The organism is Caballeronia udeis (assembly GCF_044909315.1).
Taxonomy (GTDB): Bacteria; Pseudomonadota; Gammaproteobacteria; order Burkholderiales; family Burkholderiaceae; genus Caballeronia; species Caballeronia udeis_A.
This window is the reverse complement of sequence record NZ_JBIYEB010000032.1, coordinates 16,549-41,904: the sequence shown is the minus strand read 5'-3', so window position 1 is coordinate 41,904 and position 25,356 is coordinate 16,549. Positions and strand designations below refer to the sequence as shown.

At 60.6% G+C, this 25,356-nt stretch carries 23 protein-coding genes and 1 tRNA gene; 11 read left to right on the top strand and 13 right to left on the bottom strand.

The features are described from left to right. Positions 1-6 precede the first annotated feature (6 nt). A complete protein-coding gene (locus ABH944_RS35960) occupies positions 7-954 on the bottom strand; it encodes a LysR substrate-binding domain-containing protein (RefSeq protein WP_404612605.1) in 948 nt (315 codons plus the stop codon). A gap of 106 nt (positions 955-1,060) precedes the next feature. Between ABH944_RS35960 and ilvD the strand changes: the two genes are divergently transcribed. After that, a complete protein-coding gene (ilvD, locus tag ABH944_RS35955; protein ID WP_062080962.1) occupies positions 1,061-2,734 on the top strand; it encodes a dihydroxy-acid dehydratase in 1,674 nt (557 codons plus the stop codon). 153 nt (positions 2,735-2,887) lie between these two features. Here ilvD and ABH944_RS35950 read toward each other — a convergent pair whose 3' ends face one another. The 3 genes from ABH944_RS35950 to ABH944_RS35940 all read right to left on the bottom strand — a co-directional run bounded on the left by ABH944_RS35950 (position 2,888) and on the right by ABH944_RS35940 (position 5,384). After that, positions 2,888-3,298: a DUF2486 family protein gene (locus ABH944_RS35950; protein ID WP_404612607.1), complete on the bottom strand. Its 411-nt coding sequence runs from the start codon at positions 3,296-3,298 to the stop codon at positions 2,888-2,890. Between the two features lie 111 nt (positions 3,299-3,409). Beyond that, on the bottom strand, positions 3,410-3,835 hold the full coding sequence (locus ABH944_RS35945) for a DNA polymerase III subunit chi (protein WP_404612608.1): 426 nt from the start codon (positions 3,833-3,835) through the stop codon (positions 3,410-3,412). A 37-nt stretch (positions 3,836-3,872) separates the two neighbouring features. Then, positions 3,873-5,384, bottom strand: a complete 1,512-nt coding sequence (locus ABH944_RS35940) for a leucyl aminopeptidase (RefSeq protein WP_404612610.1) — start codon at positions 5,382-5,384, stop codon at positions 3,873-3,875. Positions 5,385-5,592: 208 nt separating this feature from the next. Between ABH944_RS35940 and lptF the strand changes: the two genes are divergently transcribed. The 5 genes from lptF (at position 5,593) to ABH944_RS35915 (ending at position 10,244) form a co-directional block, all read left to right on the top strand. Beyond that, positions 5,593-6,690 (top strand): LPS export ABC transporter permease LptF, encoded by a 1,098-nt coding sequence (gene lptF / locus ABH944_RS35935; protein WP_404612612.1) that lies wholly within the window; start codon positions 5,593-5,595, stop codon positions 6,688-6,690. A gap of 4 nt (positions 6,691-6,694) precedes the next feature. After that, positions 6,695-7,843, top strand: coding sequence for an LPS export ABC transporter permease LptG (lptG, locus tag ABH944_RS35930; RefSeq protein WP_404612614.1), 1,149 nt, complete (start codon positions 6,695-6,697; stop codon positions 7,841-7,843). 32 nt (positions 7,844-7,875) lie between these two features. Further along, complete coding sequence (locus ABH944_RS35925; protein ID WP_404612616.1) at positions 7,876-8,244, top strand: sirohydrochlorin chelatase; 369 nt, start codon at positions 7,876-7,878, stop codon at positions 8,242-8,244. A gap of 352 nt (positions 8,245-8,596) precedes the next feature. Next, complete coding sequence (locus ABH944_RS35920; protein WP_404612618.1) at positions 8,597-8,938, top strand: helix-turn-helix domain-containing protein; 342 nt, start codon at positions 8,597-8,599, stop codon at positions 8,936-8,938. Further along, positions 8,928-10,244: a type II toxin-antitoxin system HipA family toxin gene (locus ABH944_RS35915; RefSeq protein WP_404612620.1), complete on the top strand. Its 1,317-nt coding sequence runs from the start codon at positions 8,928-8,930 to the stop codon at positions 10,242-10,244. Before ABH944_RS35920 ends, ABH944_RS35915 begins: the two co-directional genes overlap by 11 nt. 191 nt (positions 10,245-10,435) lie before the next feature. On the opposite strand, the gene cobA is transcribed toward ABH944_RS35915, so the two are convergent. The 6 genes from cobA to ABH944_RS35885 all read right to left on the bottom strand — a co-directional run bounded on the left by cobA (position 10,436) and on the right by ABH944_RS35885 (position 16,583). Beyond that, positions 10,436-11,194, bottom strand: a complete 759-nt coding sequence (cobA, locus tag ABH944_RS35910; RefSeq protein WP_404612622.1) for a uroporphyrinogen-III C-methyltransferase — start codon at positions 11,192-11,194, stop codon at positions 10,436-10,438. 9 nt (positions 11,195-11,203) lie between these two features. Next, positions 11,204-12,529, bottom strand: a complete 1,326-nt coding sequence (locus tag ABH944_RS35905) for a sulfate adenylyltransferase subunit 1 (protein ID WP_404612679.1) — start codon at positions 12,527-12,529, stop codon at positions 11,204-11,206. Between the two features lie 30 nt (positions 12,530-12,559). Then, positions 12,560-13,522, bottom strand: a complete 963-nt coding sequence (gene cysD / locus ABH944_RS35900) for a sulfate adenylyltransferase subunit CysD (RefSeq protein WP_404612624.1) — start codon at positions 13,520-13,522, stop codon at positions 12,560-12,562. Between the two features lie 67 nt (positions 13,523-13,589). Next, entirely contained in the window at positions 13,590-14,321 is a 732-nt protein-coding gene (locus ABH944_RS35895) for a phosphoadenylyl-sulfate reductase (RefSeq protein WP_404612626.1), read from the bottom strand. Next, on the bottom strand, positions 14,318-14,869 hold the full coding sequence (locus ABH944_RS35890) for a DUF934 domain-containing protein (RefSeq protein WP_404612628.1): 552 nt from the start codon (positions 14,867-14,869) through the stop codon (positions 14,318-14,320). Before ABH944_RS35890 ends, ABH944_RS35895 begins: the two co-directional genes overlap by 4 nt. A gap of 34 nt (positions 14,870-14,903) precedes the next feature. Further along, entirely contained in the window at positions 14,904-16,583 is a 1,680-nt protein-coding gene (locus tag ABH944_RS35885; protein WP_404612630.1) for a nitrite/sulfite reductase, read from the bottom strand. A gap of 220 nt (positions 16,584-16,803) precedes the next feature. On the opposite strand from ABH944_RS35885, the gene ABH944_RS35880 reads away from it, so the two are divergent. The 4 genes from ABH944_RS35880 (at position 16,804) to ABH944_RS35865 (ending at position 21,125) form a co-directional block, all read left to right on the top strand. Further along, a complete protein-coding gene (locus ABH944_RS35880) occupies positions 16,804-17,745 on the top strand; it encodes a CysB family HTH-type transcriptional regulator (protein ID WP_404612632.1) in 942 nt (313 codons plus the stop codon). Between the two features lie 147 nt (positions 17,746-17,892). After that, a complete protein-coding gene (locus tag ABH944_RS35875; protein ID WP_404612681.1) occupies positions 17,893-19,035 on the top strand; it encodes an ABC transporter substrate-binding protein in 1,143 nt (380 codons plus the stop codon). 142 nt (positions 19,036-19,177) lie between these two features. After that, positions 19,178-19,262 (top strand) — tRNA-Leu (locus ABH944_RS35870). A gap of 318 nt (positions 19,263-19,580) precedes the next feature. Beyond that, positions 19,581-21,125, top strand: coding sequence for an NYN domain-containing protein (locus tag ABH944_RS35865; RefSeq protein WP_404612683.1), 1,545 nt, complete (start codon positions 19,581-19,583; stop codon positions 21,123-21,125). 184 nt (positions 21,126-21,309) lie between these two features. Here ABH944_RS35865 and ABH944_RS35860 read toward each other — a convergent pair whose 3' ends face one another. From ABH944_RS35860 to ABH944_RS35850, 3 genes are read right to left on the bottom strand one after another with little or no spacing between them, the layout of a single operon-like run. After that, positions 21,310-21,618: an AtuA-related protein gene (locus tag ABH944_RS35860; RefSeq protein WP_404612634.1), complete on the bottom strand. Its 309-nt coding sequence runs from the start codon at positions 21,616-21,618 to the stop codon at positions 21,310-21,312. Between the two features lies 1 nt (position 21,619). Continuing rightward, positions 21,620-22,990 (bottom strand): acyclic terpene utilization AtuA family protein, encoded by a 1,371-nt coding sequence (locus tag ABH944_RS35855; RefSeq protein ID WP_404612636.1) that lies wholly within the window; start codon positions 22,988-22,990, stop codon positions 21,620-21,622. A 28-nt stretch (positions 22,991-23,018) separates the two neighbouring features. Next, on the bottom strand, positions 23,019-24,323 hold the full coding sequence (locus ABH944_RS35850) for a CitMHS family transporter (protein WP_404612638.1): 1,305 nt from the start codon (positions 24,321-24,323) through the stop codon (positions 23,019-23,021). A 122-nt stretch (positions 24,324-24,445) separates the two neighbouring features. Here ABH944_RS35850 and ABH944_RS35845 point away from each other — a divergent pair, with 122 nt between their 5' ends. Further along, positions 24,446-25,345 carry a LysR family transcriptional regulator gene (locus tag ABH944_RS35845; RefSeq protein ID WP_404612640.1) on the top strand — a complete coding sequence of 300 codons (900 nt, stop codon included), beginning with the start codon at positions 24,446-24,448 and terminating at the stop codon, positions 25,343-25,345. The last annotated feature ends 11 nt before the right edge of the window (positions 25,346-25,356 follow it).

Here is a 25,356-nt window from a genome sequence, read left to right as displayed (position 1 = left end):
TTGAGGTCACGGCAACGCTGGCAGGGTAGCCGCATGAGTGCGCACTATATCGATAAAACCGGCGAGCACCGGGCTGACCTCCGCCGCACGCCACACGAGTCCGGTCTCGACAACCGGTCCGGATTCGAGCAACGGACGATACACCACTCCGGTCCTGCGCAGATGACGCAGCGATTGCGGCACGAGCGCGACACCCATGCCAGCCGATACCAGGCTAACAATGGTCTGCATCTGGATGGCCTCCTGCCCGACACGCGGCATCAGGCCAGCCGCGCCGTAGCAACCCATAATCATGTCATAGAAACCGGGGGCGAGACGCCGTGGAAAGACGACGAGCGGCGCATCGGCGAGTTGATGCAGGCTGACGGGGGCCTCCGACCACTCTTCGGCGCCCTGCCCGAGTTCGGCCGCGGCATTGTCCGACATGGCAATGACCAACGGTTCGCGCGCGATCGGCAAATACGAGAGCGCAGCGGCGTGGCGCGGCGGCAACGGGGGGATGACGAGCCCGGCATCTATCCGGCCCGCCACCAGTTCTTCCACCTGCACGTCGCTGGTCGCTTCCACGAGTTGCAGCCGGACACCAGGGTAACGGGCGCCGAAATCGCGCAGCAGCAGCGGCAGGAGGCCGTAATCGGCGGTGGAAACGAACGCGAGGGACAGGACCCCAGCCTCACCCCGCGCAAGCGACTGGGCAAGTGGACGCAGGCCGTCGGCGCTCGCGAGCAGCCGACGCACCTCCGGCAGCAGGTCCTTGCCTACGGGCGTCAGTTCGACGGAGCGCTTCGTACGCACGAACAGCGCCACGCCGAGCATGTCTTCCAGCGCCCGGATGGCCTGCGACAGGGGCGGCTGCGTCATCGCGAGCCGCCCTGCGGCCCGTCCGAAGTGCATTTCTTCGGCAACGGTCACAAAATACCGCAACAATCTGAGTTCGACGTTCCGCGCTTCCACCAAGATGTTCCGCGACCTAATAGACCCTGAATAATATATTGGACACGCGTTCGCACAAGCTTCATCCTTTCGCGATCAAACAATAAAATCCTCAAGGAGCCCCCACATGGCCTTCAATCGCCGCTCGAAAAACATCACGCAGGGCATCGCGCGTTCCCCGAACCGCTCGATGTATTACGCCCTTGGCTACAAGGAAGAAGACTTCGACAAGCCGATGATCGGCATCGCCAACGGTCATTCCACCATCACGCCGTGCAACTCGGGCCTGCAAAAGCTCGCCGATGCCGCTATCGAATCGATCCGTAAATCGGACGCGAATCCGCAGGTTTTCGGCACGCCGACGATCTCGGACGGCATGTCGATGGGCACCGAAGGCATGAAGTACTCGCTCGTGTCGCGCGAGGTGATCGCCGACTGTATTGAAACGGCCGTGCAGGGCCAGTGGATGGACGGCGTGGTCGTGATCGGCGGCTGCGACAAGAACATGCCCGGCGGCATGATCGGCCTCGCGCGCATGAACGTGCCGGGCATCTACGTGTATGGCGGCACGATCCGCCCGGGCAACTGGAAGGGCGTGGACCTGACCATCGTCTCGTCGTTCGAAGCCGTGGGTGAGTTCTCGGCTGGACGTATGTCGAAGGAAGATTTCGACGGCATCGAGAAAAACGCGTGCCCGTCGAGCGGTTCGTGCGGCGGCATGTACACGGCTAACACCATGAGCTCGTCGTTCGAGGCGCTCGGCATGTCGCTGATGTATTCGTCGACCATGGCGAACCCCGACGAAGAAAAGGTCACGTCCGCAGCGGAATCGGCACGTGTGCTGGTCGAAGCGGTCAAGGCCGACCTCAAACCGCGCGACATCATCACGAAGAAATCGATTGAAAACGCGGTCGCGCTGATCATGGCGACGGGCGGCTCGACCAATGCCGTGCTGCACTACCTGGCGATCGCCCACGCGGCGGAAGTGGAATGGAGCATCGACGACTTCGAGCGCATGCGCAAGAAAGTGCCGGTGATCTGCAACCTGAAGCCGTCGGGTCAGTACGTGGCGACCGATCTGCACAAGGCCGGCGGGATTCCGCAAGTGCTGAAGATCTTGCTCGACGCGGGCATGCTGCACGGCGATTGCATCACGATCACGGGCAAGACTATTGCGGAAGAACTGAAGGACGTGCCGTCGAAACCGCGCGCTGACCAGGACGTGATCTTCCCGATCGACAAGGCCCTCTACGACGAAGGCCACCTGGCAATCCTGAAGGGCAATCTGGCGCCGGACGGCGCCGTGGCGAAGATCACCGGCCTGAAGAACCCGGTCATCACCGGCCCGGCGCGCGTGTTCGAGGACGAGCAAAGCGCGATGACCGCGATTGTCGCGGGGCAGATCAAGGCGGGCGACATTGTCGTGTTGCGTTATCTTGGCCCGAAGGGCGGTCCGGGCATGCCGGAAATGCTGGCGCCGACTTCAGCGATCATCGGCCAGGGGCTGGGCGAATCGGTGGGCCTGATTACCGACGGACGATTCTCCGGCGGCACGTGGGGCATGGTCGTGGGTCACGTTGCGCCCGAAGCGTATGCGGGTGGCACGATCGCTTTCATCAAGGAAGGGGACTCGATCACCATCGACGCGCACAAGCTGCTGTTGCAACTGAACGTGGACGACGCCGAGATCGAGCGCCGTCGCGGGGAGTGGAAGCAGCCCGCGCCGCGATATACACGTGGCGTGCTGGCCAAGTATGCTGCACTCGCGTTGCCGGCGAACAAGGGCGCGGTAACGGGCTGATTGAGGGTTGATTGCTGGCTGTATTTCGCTTGGCGCCGGTGGACCGTTTCAGGTTCTGCCGGTGCCGGCGAAGATCGATGCTGGATAAAAATGCTGCGCTCACTGGGCCGGGCTCGGCCCCGGCGGGAACCGCAACCGCCCTGAAAACCCCTTCTACTGGCGCCCTCGCCGTTCCAGTTCGTCCGCCACCGCCTCGCGCACCCATTGCGTCAACTCGGTTTCCAGCGCCAACGCAACCTCCCGCGTGATCTGGCTGACCAGCCAGTTCGAATGCTCCTGCAACGACTCCCTGCAGCGCTCCTCGATCAGCGCCCGGCCATCGCCGGTCAAAAAGTGCGTAAATCTCCCGCGCAGCCTGTCCGCGATCACATCGGCGTCGCGATCCGCGCCGTGCGCAAGCTCCTCGCGCGAGGGCGCCGCCGGCGACAACACCGGCTCCGGCGCACGCGGTGCAACACGGGCACGGTCAGGCCGGCCCGGCACGATGACATTGGTCAGGACGGGAATGGAGGAATCGAAGTTTTCGGGTGTTTCAGCCGTATCGGGCGCGGTGGTAGTGGGCACGGTGGACTCCGTCTCTTGATGGCAGGCTGATGGCAGGCAGACTCAGGCTAACGGCGGGCGTTTTTACGATCATACCGCGTGGCCGCCGCGCCCTGCGACTGAGCGGGGTGCTCAGCCGCCCTGCTTGTAGTTGTTGAGCACATAGCCCCGATCGCGATAGAACCTGTACCGGTCGCGCCCAGCCACGAGTTCGTGCTCCTCGTTGCCGACCACTTCCAGCAGGCGTTCAAACCGCGCGAACTGCGGCGGTACCGCTGCGCCGAGGTTCAACAGGATCTGGTGCAACGGACTCTGCACCAGCGACTCCAGCGACGCAGTCAGCCACACCGGCGTCTCGGCCGCCAGCGCGCTGTCCGCCATGCAATGCGGCACGAACTCGAGCGGCTTGAACGTCCACAATTGCTCGTCGAACCGTTTCAAACGCTCGGGTTCGGCCAGCACGATCAACGGCTGGCCACTCAGGTAGGCCTTGCGCACGAGACGGCAGGCGTACGCGATCGAATCCCCCACATTCGAATGGAAATCGATTCGCGTCATGCCCGCCCCTCCACGCTCACGCTCGCTTCAACCACGCTCATTCGCCCGCACGATCGACCAGGAACTGCGTGAGCAGCGGCACGGGACGTCCGGTTGCACCCTTTGCGGCGCCACTTTTCCACGCCGTACCCGCGATGTCGAGGTGAGCCCACGGGTAGTTCTGCGCGAAACGCGACAGGAAACACGCCGCGGTAATCGCGCCGCCCGGCCGGCCGCCAATGTTCGCCACATCGGCGAAATTCGACTTCAGCAGGTCCTGGTATTCGTCGTCGAGCGGCATGCGCCAGGTCGGGTCAATAGCTTCTTTCGATGCATCCAGCAACTCGCCCGCCAACGCGTCGTCCTTTGAGAACAGGCCCGAGTTGTGATGGCCAAGCGCGACCACGCACGCGCCCGTGAGCGTGGCGATGTCGATCACGGCAGCGGGTTTGAAACGTTCCACGTAGGTCAGCGCGTCGCAGAGAATCAGGCGGCCTTCCGCGTCCGTATTCAGCACTTCGATAGTTGTGCCCGACATGGACGTGACAATGTCGCCCGGCTTCACCGCGTTGCCGGCCGGCATGTTCTCGCAGGTCGGCACCACGCCGATCACGTTGAGTTTCAGCCCCATTTCCGCAATGGCGCGCATGGTGCCGAATACGGAACCGGCGCCGAGCATGTCGTACTTCATCTCGTCCATGCCTTCGCCCGGCTTGATGGAGATGCCGCCGGTGTCGAACGTGATGCCCTTGCCGACCAGCACGACCGGAGCGGCCTTCGCGCCCGCACCCTGGTGATGCATCACGATGAAAGCAGGCGGTTCGACCGAGCCTTTCGCGACCGACAGAAACGAACCCATGCCCAGCGCTTCGATCTGCTTCTGGCCCAGTACTTCCACCTTCAGCTTGAACTCCTTGCCCAGCTTTTTCGCGGTATGGCCGAGATACGTGGGGGTGCAGACGTTTGGCGGCAAATTGCCGAGATCGCGCGTGAGATCCATGCCGTTGGCGAGCGCCGTGGCGTGTTTCACGGCGAGCTTCGCGGCTTTTTCTTCCGCGGCGTCGATGCTGAACACCACTTTCTTCAGCGCCCGATCGCCGTTTTCCGGCTTGCTTTTCATCTGCGTGAACTTGTAGGTCAACTCGCGCAGCGCGAGGATAGCGCAACGCACACCCCAGTCGCCGGTGCGTTCCGGCACCGGCAGTTGGGCGAGCGTGAAGGCCACATTCGCGATCTTCGTGGCAAGCAGCGCCCGCCAGGCGGCGCGCGCGGCTTCCGTGTAAGCCTTCTGATTGAAAGCGTCCTGCTTGCCGAGCCCGACCAGCAAAATCCGTGACGCCCCAATCCCCGTCACTTCGGTCAGCATCAGCGTGGAACCTGCCTTGCCGCTCATGTCGCCGGCTTTCACGGTGCGCGTGAGCAGTCCCTTGGTCACCAAATCCATCTCGCGGGCTGCGCCCGTCAACGTCTGCGCTTCGAACACTCCGAGCACCACTACATCGGCCTTCCCGTTAAGGAAACCATTTGCCGAGCCTTTGCTCCAATCACAGGCTTTTATGCTAAAGTCCATCGCGCTTATCCTCGGATAAAATCTGGGCTGAAGGATGAAAGCCGCAATTATCCGCTATTTTTTCCGAGGCGGTCGCAGGCAGCGATACCCTGATTGAATGTCTCGCTCATGACCCGTTCAATCGGCACGTTTGTCATGGCGTGTGGCGCAAACGCGGACCGCACATAATCCAACCGCCTGGTCGCCGCCGGTTTCCACCTGACAATCAATGATCTTCGAACGCTCCCTTCAGCGTGAACTCGCGTATACGGCTGGCGCCGTATTCATGGTGCTGCTCACGATCATGCTGACCACGATGATGATTCGCATCGTCGGCTTTGCAGCATCGGGGCAAGTCGACCCGCGCGACGTCGTCGTGCTGATCGGCCTCACCGTCATCGGCTATCTTGCCGTGATCATGATCGTGACCCTGTTCGTCTCCATTCTCTTCGTGCTGACGCGCTGGTATCGCGACTCGGAAATGGTTGTGTGGCTCGCGTCGGGCGTCAGTCAGACGGCGCTGATCAAACCGATCGCGCTCTTCTCCACGCCCATCATCATCGCCATTGTATTTTTCGCGTTCGTCGTCTGGCCCTGGTCGAATTTGCAAAGCAAGCTGATCAAGGCGCGGTTCCAGCAACGCGACGAAGTCTCGCTGCTCGCACCCGGCCAGTTCCGCGAATCGCAAACCAGCCATCGCGTGTTTTTCATCGAGAAGATGTCGCCGGACCAGGGCCACGTGCAGAACGTGTTCGTGACGAGCACGGAAGGCGGCAAGGTCAACGTGGTGGTGTCGAAGAACGGCCATACCGAAACGCACGCCAATGGCGATCGTTTCGTGGTGCTGGAAAACGGCCGCCGCTACGACGGCATTCCGGGGCAGCCGAATTTCCGGATCATGGAATTCGAGCGCTACGGCGTGAAAATCCAAAGCCAGCAATTCGTGAACACGCCGACCACCACCGGCATGTATACGAGTGAACTGCTGGCCAATCCCACCCGTGACAACCTTGCCGAAATCGCGTGGCGCGCGGGACTGCCGCTGATCGCGATCAACCTGATGCTGCTCGCCATTCCGCTCTCTTACCAGAACCCCCGACGCAGTCGCACAATCAATCTCGTGATGGCCGTGCTGATCTATCTGACGTATTCCAACCTGCTGAATGTCGTGCAGTCGTGGATCGAGCAAGGCCGGGTATCATTTGTGGTCGGACTGGTGGCGCTGCACATAATCGTTTCCGTCATGGTTGCGTTCATCTTCTGGATGCGCATACGCAATCGCCCGCTCTTCAAGCTGCCGGCGTTCACGCGCTCGAAAGGGGCCTGACGCAATGCGCATTTACGAACGGTATTTCGCGCGCCAGATCTATCTCGCGTTCATCTTCATCCTGTTTGCATTCTCGGGCCTGTTCTTCTTCTTTGACCTGATCAATGAGCTGAACACGGTCGGGCACGGCAACTACAAATTCGGGCTGGCGGTGCTGCGGGTGGCATTGCAGACGCCTTCGCGCTTCTACGAAATCATCCCGGTTGCCGCGCTGATTGCGGCCATCTATGTGTTCGCGCAAATGGCCGCCGCCTCCGAGTTCACCATTTTCCGCGTGTCCGGATTGTCCACCGGCAAGGCGCTGCGCTCGCTGCTCAAGATCGGCATACCGATGGTGCTGCTCACGTATGTGATCGGCGAAGTGGTTGGGCCCTACTCTGACCAGCTCTCGGAGAAAGTGCGGCTCGAAGCGCTGGGGTCGTCGGTGTCGATGAACTTCGAATCGGGCGTCTGGGTGAAAGACACGCTGACCGCGCGCGCGGACGGCGAACAGGTCACGCGCTTTGTGAACGTGGGCACGCTGAATCCGGATACGACCATTGCGGACGTCCGTATCTACGAATTCGATTCGCTGTTCCGGCTGACGAACGTGCGGATTGCCAAAAGCGGCGTGTTCCAGCCGCCGGGCCACTGGAAACTCACTGGCGTAACGGACACCGAACTCATCGACGCACCGCCGCAAACCGTGAATCCCGGAGACGCGCTCAACCCGGTGTATCGCGCGAAACAGATCACCCTGCCCGAGTATTCGCTGCGCTCGGAACTCACGCCTCAGATCTTGTCGGTGCTGCTGGTGTCGCCGGACCGGATGTCGATGTTCAGCCTGTTCAGTTACATCCAGCATTTGACGGAAAATCATCAGGACACGCAGCGTTATCAAATCGCGTTCTGGCGCAAGATCCTGTACCCGCTCGCGGTGCTCGTGATGCTGGTGCTGTCGCTGCCGTTCGCGTATCTGCATACGCGGGCCGGCGTAGTCGGTGTGAAGGTATTCGGCGGCATCATGATCGGGATGAGCTTCCAGCTCATCAACACGCTGTTCTCGCACATTGGTACGCTGAACACCTGGCCCGCGCCATTGACGGCCGCAGCGCCGGCGCTGGCGTATCTGGTCATCGGCTTGATCGGGTTGCGTTGGGTGGACCGGCATTAGGGTATTAGGGCTTCAAGACTGTGGAGAACGCCATGAGCAAGCACGGTTTGATCTTGTTCGGCCACGGTGCACGGGATCCGCGCTGGGCCGAGCCTTTCGAACGGCTCGCCACGAAACTGCGGGCCTTGCGCCCTGAGCCGCTATCGCTCGCGTTTCTCGAACTGATGACGCCTGATTTGCCCACGGCTATCGAACAGCTGGTAACAGACGGGTGCGATGCCGTCACCGTCGTGCCTGTGTTTTTCGGTCAGGGCGGCCACATACGGCGTGATCTGCCCGAATTGCTCGATCGGTGCCGCGTGATGTTTCCGTCGCTGACCCTTCACTGTGCGACAGCCGTTGGTGAAGACGAGTCCGTGCTGAATGCGGTTGCGCAATATTGCGTTCGGCAGATTGGATAGGTTTTTCAGCCCCTCGCTAACGCGCTGATAAGTGCTCACGAAAGCACGGCCGTTTTCCACAATGCCCCGCGAGTCATGGACTCTCTCGGGGCATTTTCTTGTCGAAGAATTTTCCCGCCGAGGCATCGATACCCACGCTCCGATATTGATTGCGAGGTGAGTTTGCGTACGTTTCCCGTCACAGTCGTTTCATCAATCACGCGTCTCTTAGGTCGTTAATTTATCCATATCTGAATAATTAAGCCGGTTATTTGGTCAGATATGGATAAATTCGTCATTTCATAACATTGACACTCTTCGGTTTTTGTCTATACTGACCAATTAAGTGGGTTTATATGTCAGATACAACAAAATGAAGCGCGACAACAGGGAATTTTCTTCTCCGGAACTCAGCCGCGAGGCCGAGGGGCTGGGACGTGCTATCGCCGCCGCCCGGATCGCACGCAACATGACCCGGAAGGATTTTTCCGAACGAGCCAATATCAGTCCGAGCACGCTGGTACGCATTGAAAACGGCGATGTGTCGGTCAGTTTCTCATCGTGGCTGCATGCATTTGAACGGGCCGGCCTGCTCGGATTGCTCCAGCCGCTCGCGAATCCGCAAAACGACGTGATCGGTGAAGCGCGGCGTAAAACGGAATCCCGTGTGCGCCCACGCAAGACCGCTACGAAGACAGGCGAGTATGATTTTTAATACTACGACATGGAGCAAATACGTCTTCATCGCCCTCGAAGGCGCGGCCGAGTCGGTTCCTGCCGGTAAGCTCGAACTATTCGAAGAAGGCATCAAGCCCGCCGGATCGACCTTTGTCTACGGCAACAAGTATCTGCAACGCGCAAACGCCGCTGCTGTGGACCCGGTCAGCATGCCTTTGGACGAAGCGAAGCAGTCCAAAGAAATGGTATTCCAGCCACCTGCCGGACTGGCGCTGTTTGGCGCCATTCGTGACGCAGCCCCGGACTCCTGGGGACGGCGTGTTATCGAGAATATGTTGAGGGCTGCGCCCGACGGCTTGCCCGAGACCGAATATCTGGCTCATGCCGGGCCACACCGGACTGGCGCACTGGATTTCAGGGATTCCCCCACCGCCCCTGCGGAACCCGGCAAGTTGCCGGATGCAAAAGAGCTGTCCTATCTGCTCGACGCCGCAGCCATGATCCAGGACGGCAAGCCAGTTCCGAAAAAGTTGCAATTGCTCTTTAGCGTCGGTGCAACTTTCGGCGGTGCAAGACCCAAAGCCGTGCTGCTGGACAATGGACGGCAATGGGTCGCCAAATTCCCCGTCGCCCGGGACGGTTTCAACGTCCCTGTGGTCGAGCGCGCAACGCTTGAACTCGCCCGCAAGTGCGGGATGCGCGTGCCCGTCACCAAGCCCGTGCACCTGCCCGATGGGCGTGACGTCATGCTGATCGAGCGGTTTGACCGCGTGCCGCTGCCCGGAGGCGCGTTCGGCAAACGGCACGTCGTGAGCGCGCTGACCATGCTCAAGATGCATGAGAGCGATACCGCATCGGCCAATTACACCGACCTGGCCGACCTGCTCGGTGAACGCGGCGCGACGGGTTTCGTGGCAGCTGACAAGGTCGAGTTATTCAAGCGCATGGTGTTCAACATCCTCGTGACGAACGACGACGACCATCTGCGCAATCACGCGTTTGTGTGGGACGGAGCGAACAAGGGCTGGCGTCTGAGCGACCTTTACGACGTCGTGCCGAAGCCGCAGGTCGGCTCCGAGCGCTTCCTCGTCCTGGGAGTTGGTCCGGCAATGGGCCGGCTGGCAACGCTCGACAATGCCCTCTCCGCGGCCGGGCGATTCGGCCTGCTCAAGCACGCGGCCGTCGAAATCATTCAGCAACTATCGGCGGTTGTGAGGGAGTGGCGGACTTACTTCGAGGAATTCGGCGTTCCCAAGGCAGAGTGCGACAAGATAACCTCGGCGTTCCGGAAGCCGCAGGCCATTGGCCTGCGGGAAGTGGAAAAAGCGGTGCAGAAAGCGTAGTTCTTCAAAGGCCGCGGAACGGAGCGTTGAAAATGCAGGGGCAAGCGTCAGCTATCCCGCATGCATGTGAAAAAGCCCTCGTGGGTCATTGACCAACGAGGGCTTTCAGACGAAATGAACGGCAAGCTGCATCAAGCAGAGATCCCGCACGCCGCTACAGCAAGTTTTCTCCGCACGGTCTTCGACCTGGATCAGGCTGCGGCTTGCATTGCCGCTTTCACGTCTTGGACCGACACCCCCAACGACCGCTCCGCAAACGCCTCACCGATCATCAGCAAACTCGGCTGCGATGCATCGAGCCAGTCCTGGGCCTCACCAATTGCCATTTCGCCCAACGTCAGCGTCAACGAACGCTCACGTTCCGTACTGCAAGCCTCGACGATAGCAACCGGTGTCGACGCCGGCCGCCCTGCATCGATAAGCTGCTGCGCAATCTCCGGCGCGCTGTCGCGGCCCATGTAGAACACGAGCGAATCCGCGCTTGCCTGCTCGCGGATTTCATCGGTGTCAGGCGCACGGCTGTAGGTCGCCAACGCCACACTCCGCGATACTCCGCGCAAGGTCAGCGAGCGCTTCAACGTCGCGGCGCTCGCCAGCGCGGCCGTAATTCCCGGCACCACTTCGTACTCAATACCCGCAGCTTCCAGCGCGCGCATTTCTTCGTCCGCGCGACCGAACAGCATGGGGTCTCCACCCTTCAGGCGCACGACGATTTCATGCTCGCGGGCGGCATCGACGATCTGCTTGTTGATGAAATGCTGGGCGGTCGAACGCTGCCCACAGCGCTTGCCCACCGCGATCTTGCGCGCATCCGGCGCGTAGTCGAGCATGGCCGACTCGATCAGCGCGTCATGCAAAACGACTTGCGCCTGGCTCAGCAACCGAGCGCCGCGAACCGTAATCAGGTCCGCAGCACCCGGCCCCGCGCCGATCAGATACACCTTACCCATAATCAATACTCAGGCTGAATACGCGCGAATCATCCCGGCCGCAACCGTGTGATGCGTCGCTTCATCGATAAGAACAAACGCGCCGGTACCCTGATGCGTGTCGTAGGCATCGCAGACAATCGGCTTTTGAAGCGTCAGCGCCACGCGGCCAATGTCGTTCATCGTCAGGTTATGGCGGTCTACCGAGTGCAGCAGCGTATGCACGTCGAGCACTTCCTTGATCGCGCCGATCCGTGCGAACACCGTGTTCGTGGTCTGCTTCAGCAGGTACTTGCGCTGCGGCGAGAGCGGCTCTTCATCGAACCAGCAGAGGTCCGCGTCCAGCTTCTTCGCCGGCTCGATCTTCGTGCCGCTGGTGTTGCGCGGCACGAACGTATCGCCGCGCGACACATCGATATGTTCCGCCAGGCGAATGGTAACCGTCTGGCCCGCGAACGCACGATCCACCTGCGCCACACCGCCCGGAACCGGCGCGATGATCTCCGCCACGGTTGCATCGCGGTTCGCCGGCAGCACGGTAATCGTGTCACCCAGCTTCACCTCGCCCGACTCAACCCGGCCCATGTAGCCGCGGAAATCGTCGGCTTGACTGCCGTCCTGGCGCGCGACCCATTGCACCGGAAAACGCAGCGCCTGATCAACAGGTTGCGCCACCGGAAGCGCTTCGAGCAGATCGAGCAGCGGTTCGCCCGCGTACCAAGGCATGCGCTCGCTGGCGCTCACGATGTTGTCGCCCTTGAGCGCCGACACCGGTACGAAGCGCACATCGGCAATTCCAAGCCGGCGCGCGAGTTCCACATACGCGTCGCGAATCTCGTTGAAGCGCGACTCGCTGAAGTCGATCAGGTCCATCTTGTTGATCGCGACGATCACATGCTGCAACCCGAGCAACTTGACGATCGCGCTATGGCGCACAGTCTGCGGCAGCAATTGCGCCACGCCGTCCTTCAGCGTGACCCGCGTGGCGTCGACGAGAATGATCGCGGCATGCGCCGTCGAAGCACCCGTCACCATGTTGCGGGTGTACTGCTCGTGGCCGGGGGTATCGGCAATGATGAACTTGCGCTTCGCGGTAGCGAAATAGCGGTATGCAACGTCGATCGTAATGCCTTGCTCACGCTCGGCTTCAAGACCATCGGTCAGCAGCGACAAATCTATTTCATCGCCAACGGTGCGCTTATTCTTCGCTCGCGACAATGCCGACAGCTGGTCCGACAACACCGCCTTGCTATCGAACAGCAGACGGCCGATCAACGTGCTCTTGCCGTCGTCGACACTGCCTGCCGTGATGAAACGCAACACGCCGAGGTCTTCGGGTTGATGAATGCTCATGATGTTTCCCTATTCCTTGTTACGGCGTAATGCTTAGAAATAACCTTGTTTCTTGCGGGTTTCCATCGCGGCTTCGGACGCTTGATCGTCCATGCGCGTGGCGCCGCGTTCCGTGATTTCCGTCACGGCCGTCTCGGCGATGATCTTCTCGACATCGTCGGCGTCGCTCGCAACGGGGCACGTGCAACTGATGTCGCCCACCGTCCGGAAACGCACCTGCGCGACTTCCGAGACTTCGCCTTCCTGCAACGGCGTCAGTGGCGTCAACGGGACGAGCAGGCCATTGCGGCGGATGATCTCGCGATCGTGTGCATAGTAAATGGACGGCAGTTCAAGTTTCTCGCGGCCGATGTATTGCCAGATATCCAGTTCGGTCCAGTTCGAGATCGGGAACACGCGCAGATGCTCGCCGTTATGCAGGCGCGCGTTATAGATGCTCCACAGTTCCGGGCGTTGCGCTTTCGGGTCCCACTGGCCGAATTCATCGCGGAAAGAAAAGATGCGTTCTTTCGCACGGGCCTTTTCTTCATCGCGACGCGCGCCGCCGATCAACGCCGTATAACCGTACTCTTCGATGGTTTCGAGCAACGTCACCGCTTGCGCGGCGTTGCGCGAATCCGTTTCGCGTCGCAGACGCACGGTGCCTTTCTTGATCGAATCTTCGACATGACCGACCACGAGTTCGGCACCAATCTCAGCGGCGCGGCGATCGCGAAAGTCGATGACCTCGTCAAAGTTATGACCGGTATCGATATGAACCAGCGGGAACGGCAGCACGGTCTTGCGGCCCGAGCCCAGGCCGAATGCCTTCAACGCGAGATGCAGCACAACGACCGAATCCTTACCGCCGGAGAACAGCAACGCAGGCTTGCTGCACTCGGCCACGAGTTCGCGCAGGATGTGAATGGATTCGGCTTCGAGCCAGTCGAGGTGGTCCATCCGGTTACCGTGATTCGCGACCGGGGCGTTGACTGTTGAATCGAGCGTTGTGCTCATATGCGTCGTTCCTTGGTTACTTTTCATGACAACCAGGTTGCGGTGTCATGCGTCAATATCAATGCTTTCAGAGCGCCGAACTTGGCGCTGCGCTGCGGTCTTCCACGATCTTAATATTCGTCACGTGCAATCCGCATTCCTTCGTGTCCCGCGACTCCCACCACCAGCGTCCTGCCCGGCTGTCTTCGCCCGGACGGATGGCGCGCGTGCACGGCTCACAGCCAATGCTCGGATAACCGCGCGCATGCAGCGGGTTGACGGGAACATCGAAAGCTTTCAAATAGGCCCAGACATCGGCTTCAGTCCAGTCCGCGAGCGGATTGAATTTGGCGATGCCACGCGGCGCGTCGTGCTCTTCTTCGTGTAACTCTACGCGAGTTACCGATTGCTCGCGGCGCTGTCCCGTAACCCACGCGCTCACGTCTTTCAGCGCGCGATTCAGCGGTTCGACCTTACGAATCCCGCAGCAGCTTTTGCGCAGGTCGACGCTTTCATAGAACGCGTTCAGACCGTGATCCCGAACATACTCCTCAACCGCTTGCGGCTGCGGATGAAACTGTTCGATGTCATAGCCATAACGCTCTTTCACACGGTCGATCATGCCCAGCGTTTCAGCATGCAGACGGCCCGTGTTCAGCGAGAAGATGCCGATCTTTACATCGCGTGAAAGAATGGCATGCGTAAGCAGCATATCTTCGGCCGCGAGACTGCTGGCTAGCTTGACGTTCGCATGACGTTGCGCGATGGAATCGAGCAACGCGTCAAGGCGTTCGACTTTGGCTTGCAGTTCGGCATTCATGCAGACGCTCCGGCGACTGGGCCACGTTCGGCTGCACCACGACGGCGAAACAGCGGCTCCGGATTGTCCGCTGCGCCCTGGTACGGAATGCTCAATTCAGCGAACGCATTCAGCGCGTCGTGAATGTCTTTATCGGCGCGAACGGCGAAGGCGTCGAAACCGCAACGTGCGTGAAAGCGCAACTGGTCACGCAGTACGTCACCGATGGCCCGCAACTCACCCTTCCACTGATAACGCTCGCGCAGCAAACGGCCGATGCTGAAACCGCGGCCGTCGCTGAACTTCGGGAAATCAACGGCGATCAGCGCGATCTTGTCGAAGTCCTCGACCAGTTCCGCGGGCTCATCGTCGGGAGCAAGCCACACGCCGATCAATTCTTTCTTGTGCGCCGCGGTCAACGCGTTCTTGTGCTCTTTCCACCACGTGAACGGTACGATCGCCTTGGCCGGCAACAATGCATCGACTGCGGGCAGCGCGCCATCTTCGGCGGCACGCACCACGGTCCAGTCGTCTTCAACCACTTCGCGATTCTTGATAATCAAAGCCATGTGCTTTTTTCCTTGAGCGGCTCAACGTAGCAAATCAAGCATGCGCCGGCTGGCGCGACGCGTACACGCGTTCCTTGAACGGCGCGATGCCGATACGGCCATACGTCTCGATGAAACGCTCGCCTTCAATGCGGTTCTCAACGAACGTATCGATCACTTGCGACACCACGTCGGGCATCTCTTCCGCCGAGAACGACGGGCCGATCACGCGGCCGAGATGCGCGCCCGTTGCGCCCGAGCTTTGCTCGCCGCCAAGCGTGACCTGGTACCACTCCGAGCCGTCCTTATCGACACCCAGCACACCGATGTTGCCAATGTGATGATGACCGCAGGCGTTGATACAACCCGAGATGTTGAGCGTCAGGTCGCCCAGGTCATACACGTAGTCGAGGTCGCTGAAACGCTCTTGAATAGCTTGTGCGATCGGGATTGACTTCGCATTCGCGAGCGAGCAAAAATCGCCGCCCGGGCACGCAATGATGTCGGTCAGCAAACCAATATTCGATGTCGCGAAACCCAGCGCCTTCGCGCGTTCCCACACCGTGTACAGGTCGCGCTTCTTCACGTTCGCGAGGATCAGGTTCTGCTCGTGCGAGACGCGGATTTCACCGAACGAGAATTCGTCGGCGAGATCGGCGACCGCTTCCATCTGCGTGTCCGTTGCGTCGCCCGGGGCAATGCCCGTGGGCTTCAGCGACAACGTCACCGACGCATAACCCGGCACCTTGTGCGGACGCACGTTGCGTTCGATCCAGCGCGCGAACGCCTTGCTCTCGATGAGATGCTTTTCATACGACGCATCCGTATCCGGCAGCTTTTCATACGCGGGCGGCGCGAAGAACTGCGACACGCGATCGAGTTCTTCCTGTGTGAGCGTGGAAGGACCGTCCTTCAAATGCACCCACTCTTCTTCCACTTGCTGCGCGAATTTCGCGGGGCTCAGCGCCTTCACGAGAATCTTGATCCGCGCCTTATACATATTGTCGCGACGGCCGTAGCGGTTATACACACGCAGCACGGCTTCGCAGTACGTCAGCAGATGCTGCCAGGGCAGATCTTCCTTGATGATCGCGCCAACAATCGGCGTACGTCCCAGGCCACCGCCCGCGAGAATGCTTGCGACCACTTCACCGGCCGCGTTCTTCTTCAGATAAACGCCGAGATCATGCACTTGCACGGCCGCGCGATCTTCCACCGAGCCGTTGATCGCGATCTTGAACTTGCGCGGCAACCACGCGAACTCGGGGTGAAAAGTCGACCATTGACGCAGGATTTCGGCCCACGGACGCGGATCGACGAATTCATCGGGCGCCACGCCGGCAAATTGATCGGCGGTGATGTTGCGGATGCAATTGCCTGACGTTTGAATGCCGTGCATTTGCACCGATGCGAGCTTGCGCAGGATCTCCGGCGTCTCTTCAAGCTTGATCCAGTTGAACTGGATGTTCGTCCGCGTCGAAAAGTGGCCGTAACCGCGGTCGTGCTCACGCGCGATCGTGCCGAGCATGCGCATCTGGTCGCTGCGCAAGTTGCCGTACGGAATCGCGATGCGGTGCATGTACGCGTGCCGCTGCATATAGAGACCGTTCTGCAGGCGCAGCGGCCGGAATTCTTCTTCGCTCAACTCGCCGGACAAGCGGCGGCGCACTTGGTCGCTGTATTGAGCGACGCGTTCGTCGACGATTTTCTGGTCGATCTGATCGTATTGATACATTCGGGGGCCCCAGTTTTTAGTAGTTCCACCAGTACGGCGTCCTAGCCACGCCGCACATCGTTATCAGTAGAGTCATTGCCTGCAACGCCGTTCGGACCATGCGCTCATTTGCTTATGACAAATACAGATATCGATATTGGAAAAATTGGCTCGATGGTAATAAACTTCCTATATATTGCAAACGACTGATAAATTACTTTGATATGCGGATGGGTTATATATGAATCTGCACCAGTTCCGCTTCGTGCGCGAAGCCGTCCGGCAGAACTACAACCTCACCGAAGCCGCTAAAGCGCTGTTCACGTCGCAGCCGGGGGTATCGAAAGCGATCATCGAGCTGGAGGATGAACTCGGGGTCGAGATCTTCACGCGTCACGGCAAACGGGTTCGTTCGCTGACGGAGCCGGGGCGAATTATCCTGGCTTCCGTGGAAAAAATCTTGCAGGAAGTCGAAAGCCTGAAGCGTGTCGGTAAAGATTACGCGGCGCAGGATCAGGGCAACCTGGTGATCGCGGCCACGCATACGCAGGCGAGATATTCGCTGCCGAACGCCATCGCGGAGTTCAAGAAGCGTTTCCCGAAGGTGCATCTTTCGATTCTGCAAGGCAGTCCGACGCAGGTGGCCGAAATGGTCATCCACGATCAGGCCGATATCGCCATCGCCACGGAAGCGATCGCCAACTATAAGGAACTGGTGTCGTTGCCGTGTTTCCAGTGGCACCACGTCGCGGTCATGCAACCGGATCATCCGCTGCTCGAGCGCAAGCTGCTGACGCTCGACGACCTGGCGCAATACCCGATCATCACCTACGACAACGCGTTCGCCGGCCGCTCGAAGATCAACCAGGCGTTCGCGCTGCGCAACCTGACGCCGGACATTGTCCTGGAAGCCATTGATGCCGACGTGATCAAGACTTACGTCGAACTGGGCCTTGGCGTGGGCATTCTCGCGGATATCGCGTTCAACCCCGAACGCGATAAACATCTTCGCGCGATGCCCGTCGGCCATCTGTTCGGCACGAACGTCACGCGGCTCGCTTTGAAACAGGGCGCGTATTTACGCAGCTATGTGTACACGCTGGTCGAACTGCTTTCGCCTTCCATGAACCGCAAGCTGATCGAGCAGGCGCTCTCGGGTGAGCATGAAAGCTACGAGCTTTGATTGACCGGGTTCGAGTACGACGCGAGCCGCGCTCGCGTCGAAACTCGTGCCGCGCGATCGTGCCGCGCGAATTTTGTCAGCCCCACACTTCAGCATTTTTAAACCACACCTCTTCGCGGAGACCATCCAATGAAGTTGTCGAAGTTCATGCGCCCGGCGCTGATGCTCAGCGCACTCGCGTTTTTCAGCGCAACGGCCCGTGCGCAACTGAAAGTCGGTGTCGATTTGTCGAGCACGGGGCCGGCGGCCGCCATCGGCATCACGAGCAAGAACGCCATGCTGATGTGGCCGAAGACTATTGCAGGTCAGCAGGCGGAATACATCATTCTCGACGACGGCTCCGACCCGGGCGCGGCCGTGCGCAATATCCGCAAGCTGATTACAGAAGACAAGGTCGATGTGATCGTCGGACCGAACATCACGCCGGCAGCGCTCGCGGCGCTCGATCCGGTGGCCGAATACCAGACGCCGATGATCACGCTGATCGGCTCGGCGTCGGTGGTTGAACCGCAGGAAGGCAAGAAGGTATGGGCGTTCAAGATGGCCCAGACCGACAGCGCGATGGCTGACGTGATGACCCGCACGATGGTCAGCCGGAACGTGAAGACGGTCGGTTTCATCGGTTTCGCCGATAGTTACGGCGATAGCTGGTTCAACGAATTCTCGAAGTTCGCCGAATTGCGGCATATCAAGGTGGTCGCGAGCGAGCGTTTTAATCGCACCGACGCGAGCGTGACCGGGCAGATTCTCAAGCTGATGGCCGCGAAACCGGATGCGGTGCTGATTGCGGGCGCGGGTACGCCGACGGTCCTGCCGGAACGCACGCTGATCGAGCGCGGCTACAAGGGCGCGATCTATCAGACGCACGGCATTGCGACGCCGGAGTTCATCAAGCTCGGCGGCAAGGATGTGGAAGGCACGCTGTTCCCGACGCAGCCGGTCGTGGTCGCGCGGACCTTGCCCGCGGATCACCCGTCGAAGAAAGCAGCGCTGGTTTTCGTCGATGCTTACGAGGCGAAGTACGGCAAGGGCACGGTCACGCAGTTTGCCGGCGATGCGGCCGGGGTTTATCCGCGGCTGCAGGATGCGGTCGGACGGGCGCTGAAGGCCGGACAGCCTGGGACGGTGGCATTTCGGGTGGCATTGCGTTCGGAGCTGGAACACGCGCATGAACTGGTTGTGCCGAACGGCGTGGTCAACACCAGCGCCACCGATCACGTCGGGCTGGATCAGCGGGCAAGCGTGATGGGCATCATCAAGAACGGCCAGTTCACGTATTTGAGCCAGTGAGTGGTCCAGTTGGCAGTGCATGCAGTTGTCTCCCGCCGGTGTCCGAGGGCTTGCCCGCGGAAACGATTTTCGGCATAATCGCTGACTTGCCGGTTGGCGTCGGATTTCTTCCGCCCTCAACCGGCTGGTTCAAATGCTGTTTGCCCGGGTGGTGAAATTGGTAGACGCAGGGGACTCAAAATCCCCCGCCGCAAGGCGTGCCGGTTCGATTCCGGCCCCGGGCACCATTTCCGAAAAGCCGTTTCTGCTTATGCAGAGACGGCTTTTTCACATTTGGGGCTGGGTTAGATCAGGGGGAGATCAATCACCCCGAGAGATCGCGTGCCAACCAGAACATTCCTCCGATCAGAACACGTCCATTCCTCTATATTCTCGTAACGTGGCATCGCGACCGCAAAGCTCTGACAGCCCCTCCCCATCACGATTGTTTCTCTCCGGTCAAACCCCGGCGCACAAACAGATATCATGTGCGCTCGTTAATACTGCCGTGCACACCCGGCATTCCTGCTGGAGTTTCTATGGCCTCATCCCCTGATAGCGTCAGCATGGCGTTGTTTTGCGACTTCGAGAACGTCGCCCTCGGCGTGCGCGACGCGAAATACGACAAGTTCGACATCATGCCGGTGCTCGAACGCCTGCTGCTCAAAGGCAGCATCGTGGTGAAGAAGGCTTATTGCGACTGGGATCGCTACAAAGGTTTTAAAGCCGCCATGCACGAAGCGAGTTTCGAACTGATCGAAATTCCGCACGTGCGTCAGTCCGGCAAGAATTCAGCAGACATCCGCCTCGTCGTCGACGCGCTCGATCTCTGCTACACGAAGTCCCACGTGGATACCTTCGTCATCATCAGCGGCGATTCGGACTTCTCGCCGCTCGTGTCGAAGTTGCGTGAGAACGCGAAGAAAGTGATCGGCGTGGGCGTGAAAAACTCGACCTCCGACCTGCTCGTCGCGAACTGCGATGAATTCATTTTCTACGATGACCTCGTGCGCGAGCAGCAACGCGCGATCGCCAAGCGTGAAGCGCGCGAGGCCCGTGAAGCACGCGACGCACGCGATGCGAACGCGGCGGCATCCTCGGCCAAACGCTCCCCTGACGACGATCGCCAGCCCAAGCAGGAGCTCGAAGCACGCAAGGCCAAGGCCATTGCGATCGCGGTGGAAACGTTCGATGATCTCGCCTCCGAGCGTGGCGAAAGCGGCAAGATCTGGGCCTCGGTGCTCAAAAGCGCGATCAAGCGGCGCAAGCCTGATTTCAACGAGTCGTACTACGGTTTCCGCGCGTTCGGCAATCTGCTCGAGGAAGCCCAGTTGCGCGGCTTGCTCGAAGTCGGACGGGACGAAAAGTCGGGATCATTTGTGTTTCGCGCGCAATCAGTGACCGTAACAGAACCGGTAAAGGACATCGAGGCGCCCGTCGTGTCGAAGGAAAATCGGCAAACGGGCAGCTCGGGTAACGACCGGAACCGGAGGAAGGGCCGCAACCCGCGTCCGCAAGTTTCCGAACCGCTCTCCGATGAACCGCGCTCCGAGTCAAGCGGCGGGCCGAACCCACGACCGGAGGTTATGGAGCCGCTTTTCGACGAGCCCCAAAGCGCACAACCCGAGACCCAGGCAGAAGCGCGACCCAAGCAAGGCCGCGACCGCAATCGCCGCAACAATCGGAACCCGAGGCCGCAGGTTCACGAACCGCTGTTCGATGTAGCGCAGGAGCCGCCACCCGAAGCTCACGCTGAAGCCGTCGACGAGCGACCGTTCTTCACGCTACCGCCGAAGGCGAAGGAAGAATTCGTGTTCGTGGAACGCACGGAGGAACCACCTGCGCAAGCCAGCGAACTCGGTGAAACGCCGTCACCCAAACGCGGCGTAGCGCGGCGCGGACGTCAGGCGGCAGTGAAGAAAGTCGTGGCAAAGACGCAGCCGGAAGCGCCGGTTGAAATTGCCGCTACAGCTGAAACCGTCGACAGCACGGACGAGTCTGCTGCGAGGAAAACGGCGGCAAAGAAAACAGCCGCAAAAAGGACGCCACGTAAAACGGCGCCGGCTAGCCGGCGTCCGCGCAAGAGCGCGACCGCAACCAGCGAAGAGTGAACGTTTGAAGACGCGTCGTCGCCGTGACCCGGTTGTCATGGCGATGACCGCCCATGGAAAATTGCTTGCGGTCAAACGACTGGAACGCATTGGCGGCTGCCAGGAGTTGAAAGCCGAAATAAAACGCCGGACTCTCCACAGCCGTCTCCCTACGCTGCTGCACTCAACTCAACAACGCAACGCTTCAAGGCTCCGGAATCTCCAGATCCATCAACGCCGAACTCAGCGATTTCCCATGCGCGTCGAGCGCGAGCGATCGTGTCACGCCACCACCCAGCGCGCGCCCGAGCACAAAGTTAACGGCGGCTATTCCCGGCAATTCGAAGCGCGTCACATCGCCCTTCACCACATCGCTCAGATGCGCTTTCACACGCTCCGGCGTGACATGAGCGAGCAGATGATCGTAGTGCCGCGCGTCGTAACAGATCACCGATACATTCAGCGTATTGCCCTTATCGCCGGTTCGGGAATGAGCAAGTTGACGTAGTTTCATCTCAAACCTCCACCATCTCGAACGATGGCCGAACGAGTTCTCGCGGCAACAACACCGACTGCACCGCGATCACTTCGCGTGCTGTCTTTGTCACCCCACCGCCGCCAGCCGGGCCATTGGTATAGAGCGTCTCGACTTCATTGCCGATACGAACCGCCTGCTCCATCGAATCAGTCCGGCCAGCGATACGAACGCGAACCTCATACGGTTCCGCGTTACGCTCACCGAGCGTCGCGCCGTGCAACGAGTTGATACCGATCAGATCGAAGCGCAGTTCGCTGGTCGCGACGCCCGTTATCTCGAGCCGTTCACGCACGATCTCGAGCGCCAGCTTCGCCCGCGCGACCGCGCCCGGGCCGCCATACGAAATCTGTCCCTCGCCGATAAACCCGTCCACGTAAGCCACGGTCACCTTCAACGTTCCTGTACGCGGTGTCCCGCACCCACCGCTTACGCGCACGCGATCCGGTGCTTCCTCCGCCACGCGAACCTGCGTGAAGTCGGCGACTACATCGGGCTGCAGATACCGGCGGGGATCGTGGATCTCGTACAGCAATTGCTCCTTGCACGTGGCCTCCGTCACACGGCCACCGGCGTGCGCGACCTTCGTGATCGTAACGGCGCCATCGGTGCCGACCTCGCCTATCGGAAAGCCGAGGCGTGCGAGCATTGGCACGTCCTTGAAACCGGGATCGGCGAAATAACCGCCCGTGATCTGTCCCGCGCATTCGAGCAGATGCCCCACCACCGTCGCTTGGCCAAGCATGTCCCAATCGTCCATTGCCCAGCCGAACGCGTGGATCAGCGGCGCCGTGAATAATGACGGATCGGCCGCGCGACCGGTGAGCACGATATCGGCGCCGGCCTTCAAGGCATCGACAATCGGCTCCGCGCCCAGATACGCATTCGCCGAAACCAGCCGGCCGTCGTAGTCGGCAACGCTGTCGCCCGACTCCTCGAAAACATGCGTCCCTTGCCTCAAGACATCGAGTACATCGTCTCCGCTGACAGCCGCGATTTTCAAACCGCTCAAGCCCAGCTCATGCGCAATAGATGCCGTCTTGCGCGCCGCCGCCAACGGGTTCGCCGCGCCCATGTTCGAGATGATCCGTACACCGTTACGCACGGCGGCCGGTAACACCGCGCGCATCCGCGCCTCGAGCAACGGGTCGTAACCCAGCTCCGGATTCGCACGCCGCGCCTGTTGCGCAAGCGCAATGGTTCGCTCTGCCAAACACTCGAACACGAGATAGTCGAGCGCTCCATGTTCGGCCAGTTCGACCGCGGGCTCGATCCGATCGCCCGAGTAACCCGCGCCCGCGCCTATCCGCACGCGGGCGGCTGGGGTCACAGCATTGAGTGCAGCAGTCATACCCATTCCTTGCGTTAAAAGAACGCGCTCAAAGAGGAAAGATGCCCAGCACGACACACGCGATCGTCATCACGATCGATGCGCCGAACAACAGCGGAAACGTGAATTTCTGATGATCGGCGAGATCGATGCCGGTCAGCCCGACGACCAGGAACGTGGCGGGTGTGAGCGGACTGACCGGGAACCCCGTCGTCATCTGACCAAGTAACGCTGCCTGGCCGACATGCACGGCGGGCACGCCAAGCTGCCCCGCCACTTCCGCGATCACCGGCAGCACGCCGAAGTAGAACGAGTCGGGATCGAAGAGCATGCTGAGCGGCATCGACAGGAAACCGAGTGCAACGGGGATGTGCGTTGCCATGGAAGGCGGCACAAAACCAACCGCGGCCTGCGCCATCGCCTTGAGCATGCCGCTGCCTTGCATCACACCCGTGAACACGCCCGCTGCGAGCAGGATGCCGGCCATCATCAGCGCGGCGCGTGCGTGGGCATCAATGCGCTGGCGCTGCATATCCACATTCGGATAGTTGACGAGCAACGCGACGCACAGCCCGACCATGAACATGATCGCCGGAGGAATCTTCTCGCCCATCACCACCATCGTGCCGAGCACCACCAGCGTCAGCACAATGTTGAACCAGAAATTCTTCGGCCGGCGCAGCGCTTTCTGTTCGTCGGTGAGTTCGCGCTTCGGCATCGGGATTGCGCCATCGGCGCCGGTGTATCCGAGCCGTTTCTCTTCGCGCCGGCCGAGCCACCAGGACACGCCGAATACGAACACGAGGCCTACGATCTGCACCGGAATCAGCGGATTGAATAACGCCGATATAGGCAGATGCAGCGACGCCGACGCGCGGATCATCGGCCCGGTCCATGGCAGGAAATTGATCCCCGCCGCCATCGATGCCGCCGCAGCCAGCACGCGCCGATCCATCTTGAGACGGTCGTAAAGCGGCAGCATCGCGGGGATGGTCACGAGAAAGCAAACTGCGCCCGAGCCGTCGAGGTGAATCAGCAGCGCGAGCAGCGTCGTGCCCATCACAATGCGCGTCGGCCGCGTGCCGACCGTGCGCAAGATGCGGTCGATGATCGGATCGAGCGTGCCGGCGTCGGTAATCGTGCCGAAGTACAGGATCGCGAAGACGAACATGCCGACGACAGGCGCAAGGCTCTTCAGCCCGTCGATGACAAACTTGCTGGTCTGCAAGCCGAAGCCGCCGATCAACGACGCCGCTATCGGCACGATGATCAGCGCCACCAGCGGCGACATCCGTTTTGAAAGAATCGCCGCGAGCAGGACGACGATAGTGGCAAGACCAAGTAGGGGCAGCAAGGTTTGTCTCCGATTTTTTTAATCGATTGTTTTATGAGTCAACCAAGCGTAGTTTCAGGGCGTCGATAAAACAATTGAAATGATTTGATGGCAGCAATCATGTTTTGTAATAGATGAGAATCATGGACCTGAATCTCCGCGATATCCGCGCGTTCATCGCCGTGGCCCAGGCAGGCAGTTTCACGCGCGCCGCTGTGCGGCTGCATTTGTCGCAGCCCGCGTTGACCGTGCAGATCCGCCGCCTTGAAGAAACGATCGGCGCGCGGCTATTCGACCGCAATAGCCGCAGCGTTGCGTTGACACCGGTCGGACGGGATCTGCTGCCGGTCCTGCAAAAGTCGCTGGGCGACATGGAACAGGTTCTCCACGACGCCCGCGCGCTCAGCGACGGTTCCGCCGGCACGGTGAGGCTGGCGTGCCTGCCGTCATTCGCCGCGAGCTTGCTGCCTGATCTGATCCAGGATTTCAGACGCGAGTTGCCGCACGTGTCGTTTCAAATCCGCGATGTCGTCGCGAGCGTGGTCAATACGCTGGTGCGTAACGAGGATGTGGACGTGGGCTTGACCGGCGGCGATGTCACCGATGCCTCGCTGGAAGTGCTGCACGCGGGCGAAGACAGGCTGTGCGTCGTGTGCCCGGACGGGCATCCGTTGACAGCGGGCAAGCGGATCGGACTGGAGGAGATCGTCCGCTATCCGCTGGTACTGACAGCGGCGGGAACGAGCGTGCGGGCAGTGGTGGACGCAGCGTTCGAACGCGCCGGCTACGCGCCCGTACCCACCTGCGAGCCGACCTACATGATGACGGCGGTGGCCATGGTTCGGGCGGGGCTCGGCGTGACCATCCTGCCGCGCTCGGCGCGCGAAGTGCGCGCCGAGCCGGCACTGGTGACGCGGGTTATCGATGAGCCGGGTTTCGTGCGCCCCATCGCGCTCGTGAAGAAGCGCGGACGCACGCTGCCGCCAGTAACAGAGGCGTTTGTCGGCGTGATCGTCGAGGGACTCGGGCAGCGCGGGGAGTAACGCGCCGCTAT

What these genes read in the sequence shown, in the direction of transcription:
- ilvD (WP_062080962.1), top strand. Translation starts at nt 1,061, where the DNA reads ATGGCCTTCAATCGCCGCTCGAAAAACATCACGCAGGGCATCGCGCGT.
- ABH944_RS35945 (WP_404612608.1), bottom strand. Translation starts at nt 3,835, where the DNA reads ATGACGCGAATCGATTTCCATTCGAATGTGGGGGATTCGATCGCGTAC.
- ABH944_RS35940 (WP_404612610.1), bottom strand. Translation starts at nt 5,384, where the DNA reads ATGGACTTTAGCATAAAAGCCTGTGATTGGAGCAAAGGCTCGGCAAAT.
- lptF (WP_404612612.1), top strand. Translation starts at nt 5,593, where the DNA reads ATGATCTTCGAACGCTCCCTTCAGCGTGAACTCGCGTATACGGCTGGC.
- lptG (WP_404612614.1), top strand. Translation starts at nt 6,695, where the DNA reads ATGCGCATTTACGAACGGTATTTCGCGCGCCAGATCTATCTCGCGTTC.
- ABH944_RS35925 (WP_404612616.1), top strand. Translation starts at nt 7,876, where the DNA reads ATGAGCAAGCACGGTTTGATCTTGTTCGGCCACGGTGCACGGGATCCG.
- ABH944_RS35920 (WP_404612618.1), top strand. Translation starts at nt 8,597, where the DNA reads ATGAAGCGCGACAACAGGGAATTTTCTTCTCCGGAACTCAGCCGCGAG.
- ABH944_RS35915 (WP_404612620.1), top strand. Translation starts at nt 8,928, where the DNA reads ATGATTTTTAATACTACGACATGGAGCAAATACGTCTTCATCGCCCTC.
- cobA (WP_404612622.1), bottom strand. Translation starts at nt 11,194, where the DNA reads ATGGGTAAGGTGTATCTGATCGGCGCGGGGCCGGGTGCTGCGGACCTG.
- cysD (WP_404612624.1), bottom strand. Translation starts at nt 13,522, where the DNA reads ATGAGCACAACGCTCGATTCAACAGTCAACGCCCCGGTCGCGAATCAC.
- ABH944_RS35895 (WP_404612626.1), bottom strand. Translation starts at nt 14,321, where the DNA reads ATGAATGCCGAACTGCAAGCCAAAGTCGAACGCCTTGACGCGTTGCTC.
- ABH944_RS35890 (WP_404612628.1), bottom strand. Translation starts at nt 14,869, where the DNA reads ATGGCTTTGATTATCAAGAATCGCGAAGTGGTTGAAGACGACTGGACC.
- ABH944_RS35885 (WP_404612630.1), bottom strand. Translation starts at nt 16,583, where the DNA reads ATGTATCAATACGATCAGATCGACCAGAAAATCGTCGACGAACGCGTC.
- ABH944_RS35880 (WP_404612632.1), top strand. Translation starts at nt 16,804, where the DNA reads ATGAATCTGCACCAGTTCCGCTTCGTGCGCGAAGCCGTCCGGCAGAAC.
- ABH944_RS35875 (WP_404612681.1), top strand. Translation starts at nt 17,893, where the DNA reads ATGCGCCCGGCGCTGATGCTCAGCGCACTCGCGTTTTTCAGCGCAACG.
- ABH944_RS35865 (WP_404612683.1), top strand. Translation starts at nt 19,581, where the DNA reads ATGGCGTTGTTTTGCGACTTCGAGAACGTCGCCCTCGGCGTGCGCGAC.
- ABH944_RS35860 (WP_404612634.1), bottom strand. Translation starts at nt 21,618, where the DNA reads ATGAAACTACGTCAACTTGCTCATTCCCGAACCGGCGATAAGGGCAAT.
- ABH944_RS35855 (WP_404612636.1), bottom strand. Translation starts at nt 22,990, where the DNA reads ATGACTGCTGCACTCAATGCTGTGACCCCAGCCGCCCGCGTGCGGATA.
- ABH944_RS35845 (WP_404612640.1), top strand. Translation starts at nt 24,446, where the DNA reads ATGGACCTGAATCTCCGCGATATCCGCGCGTTCATCGCCGTGGCCCAG.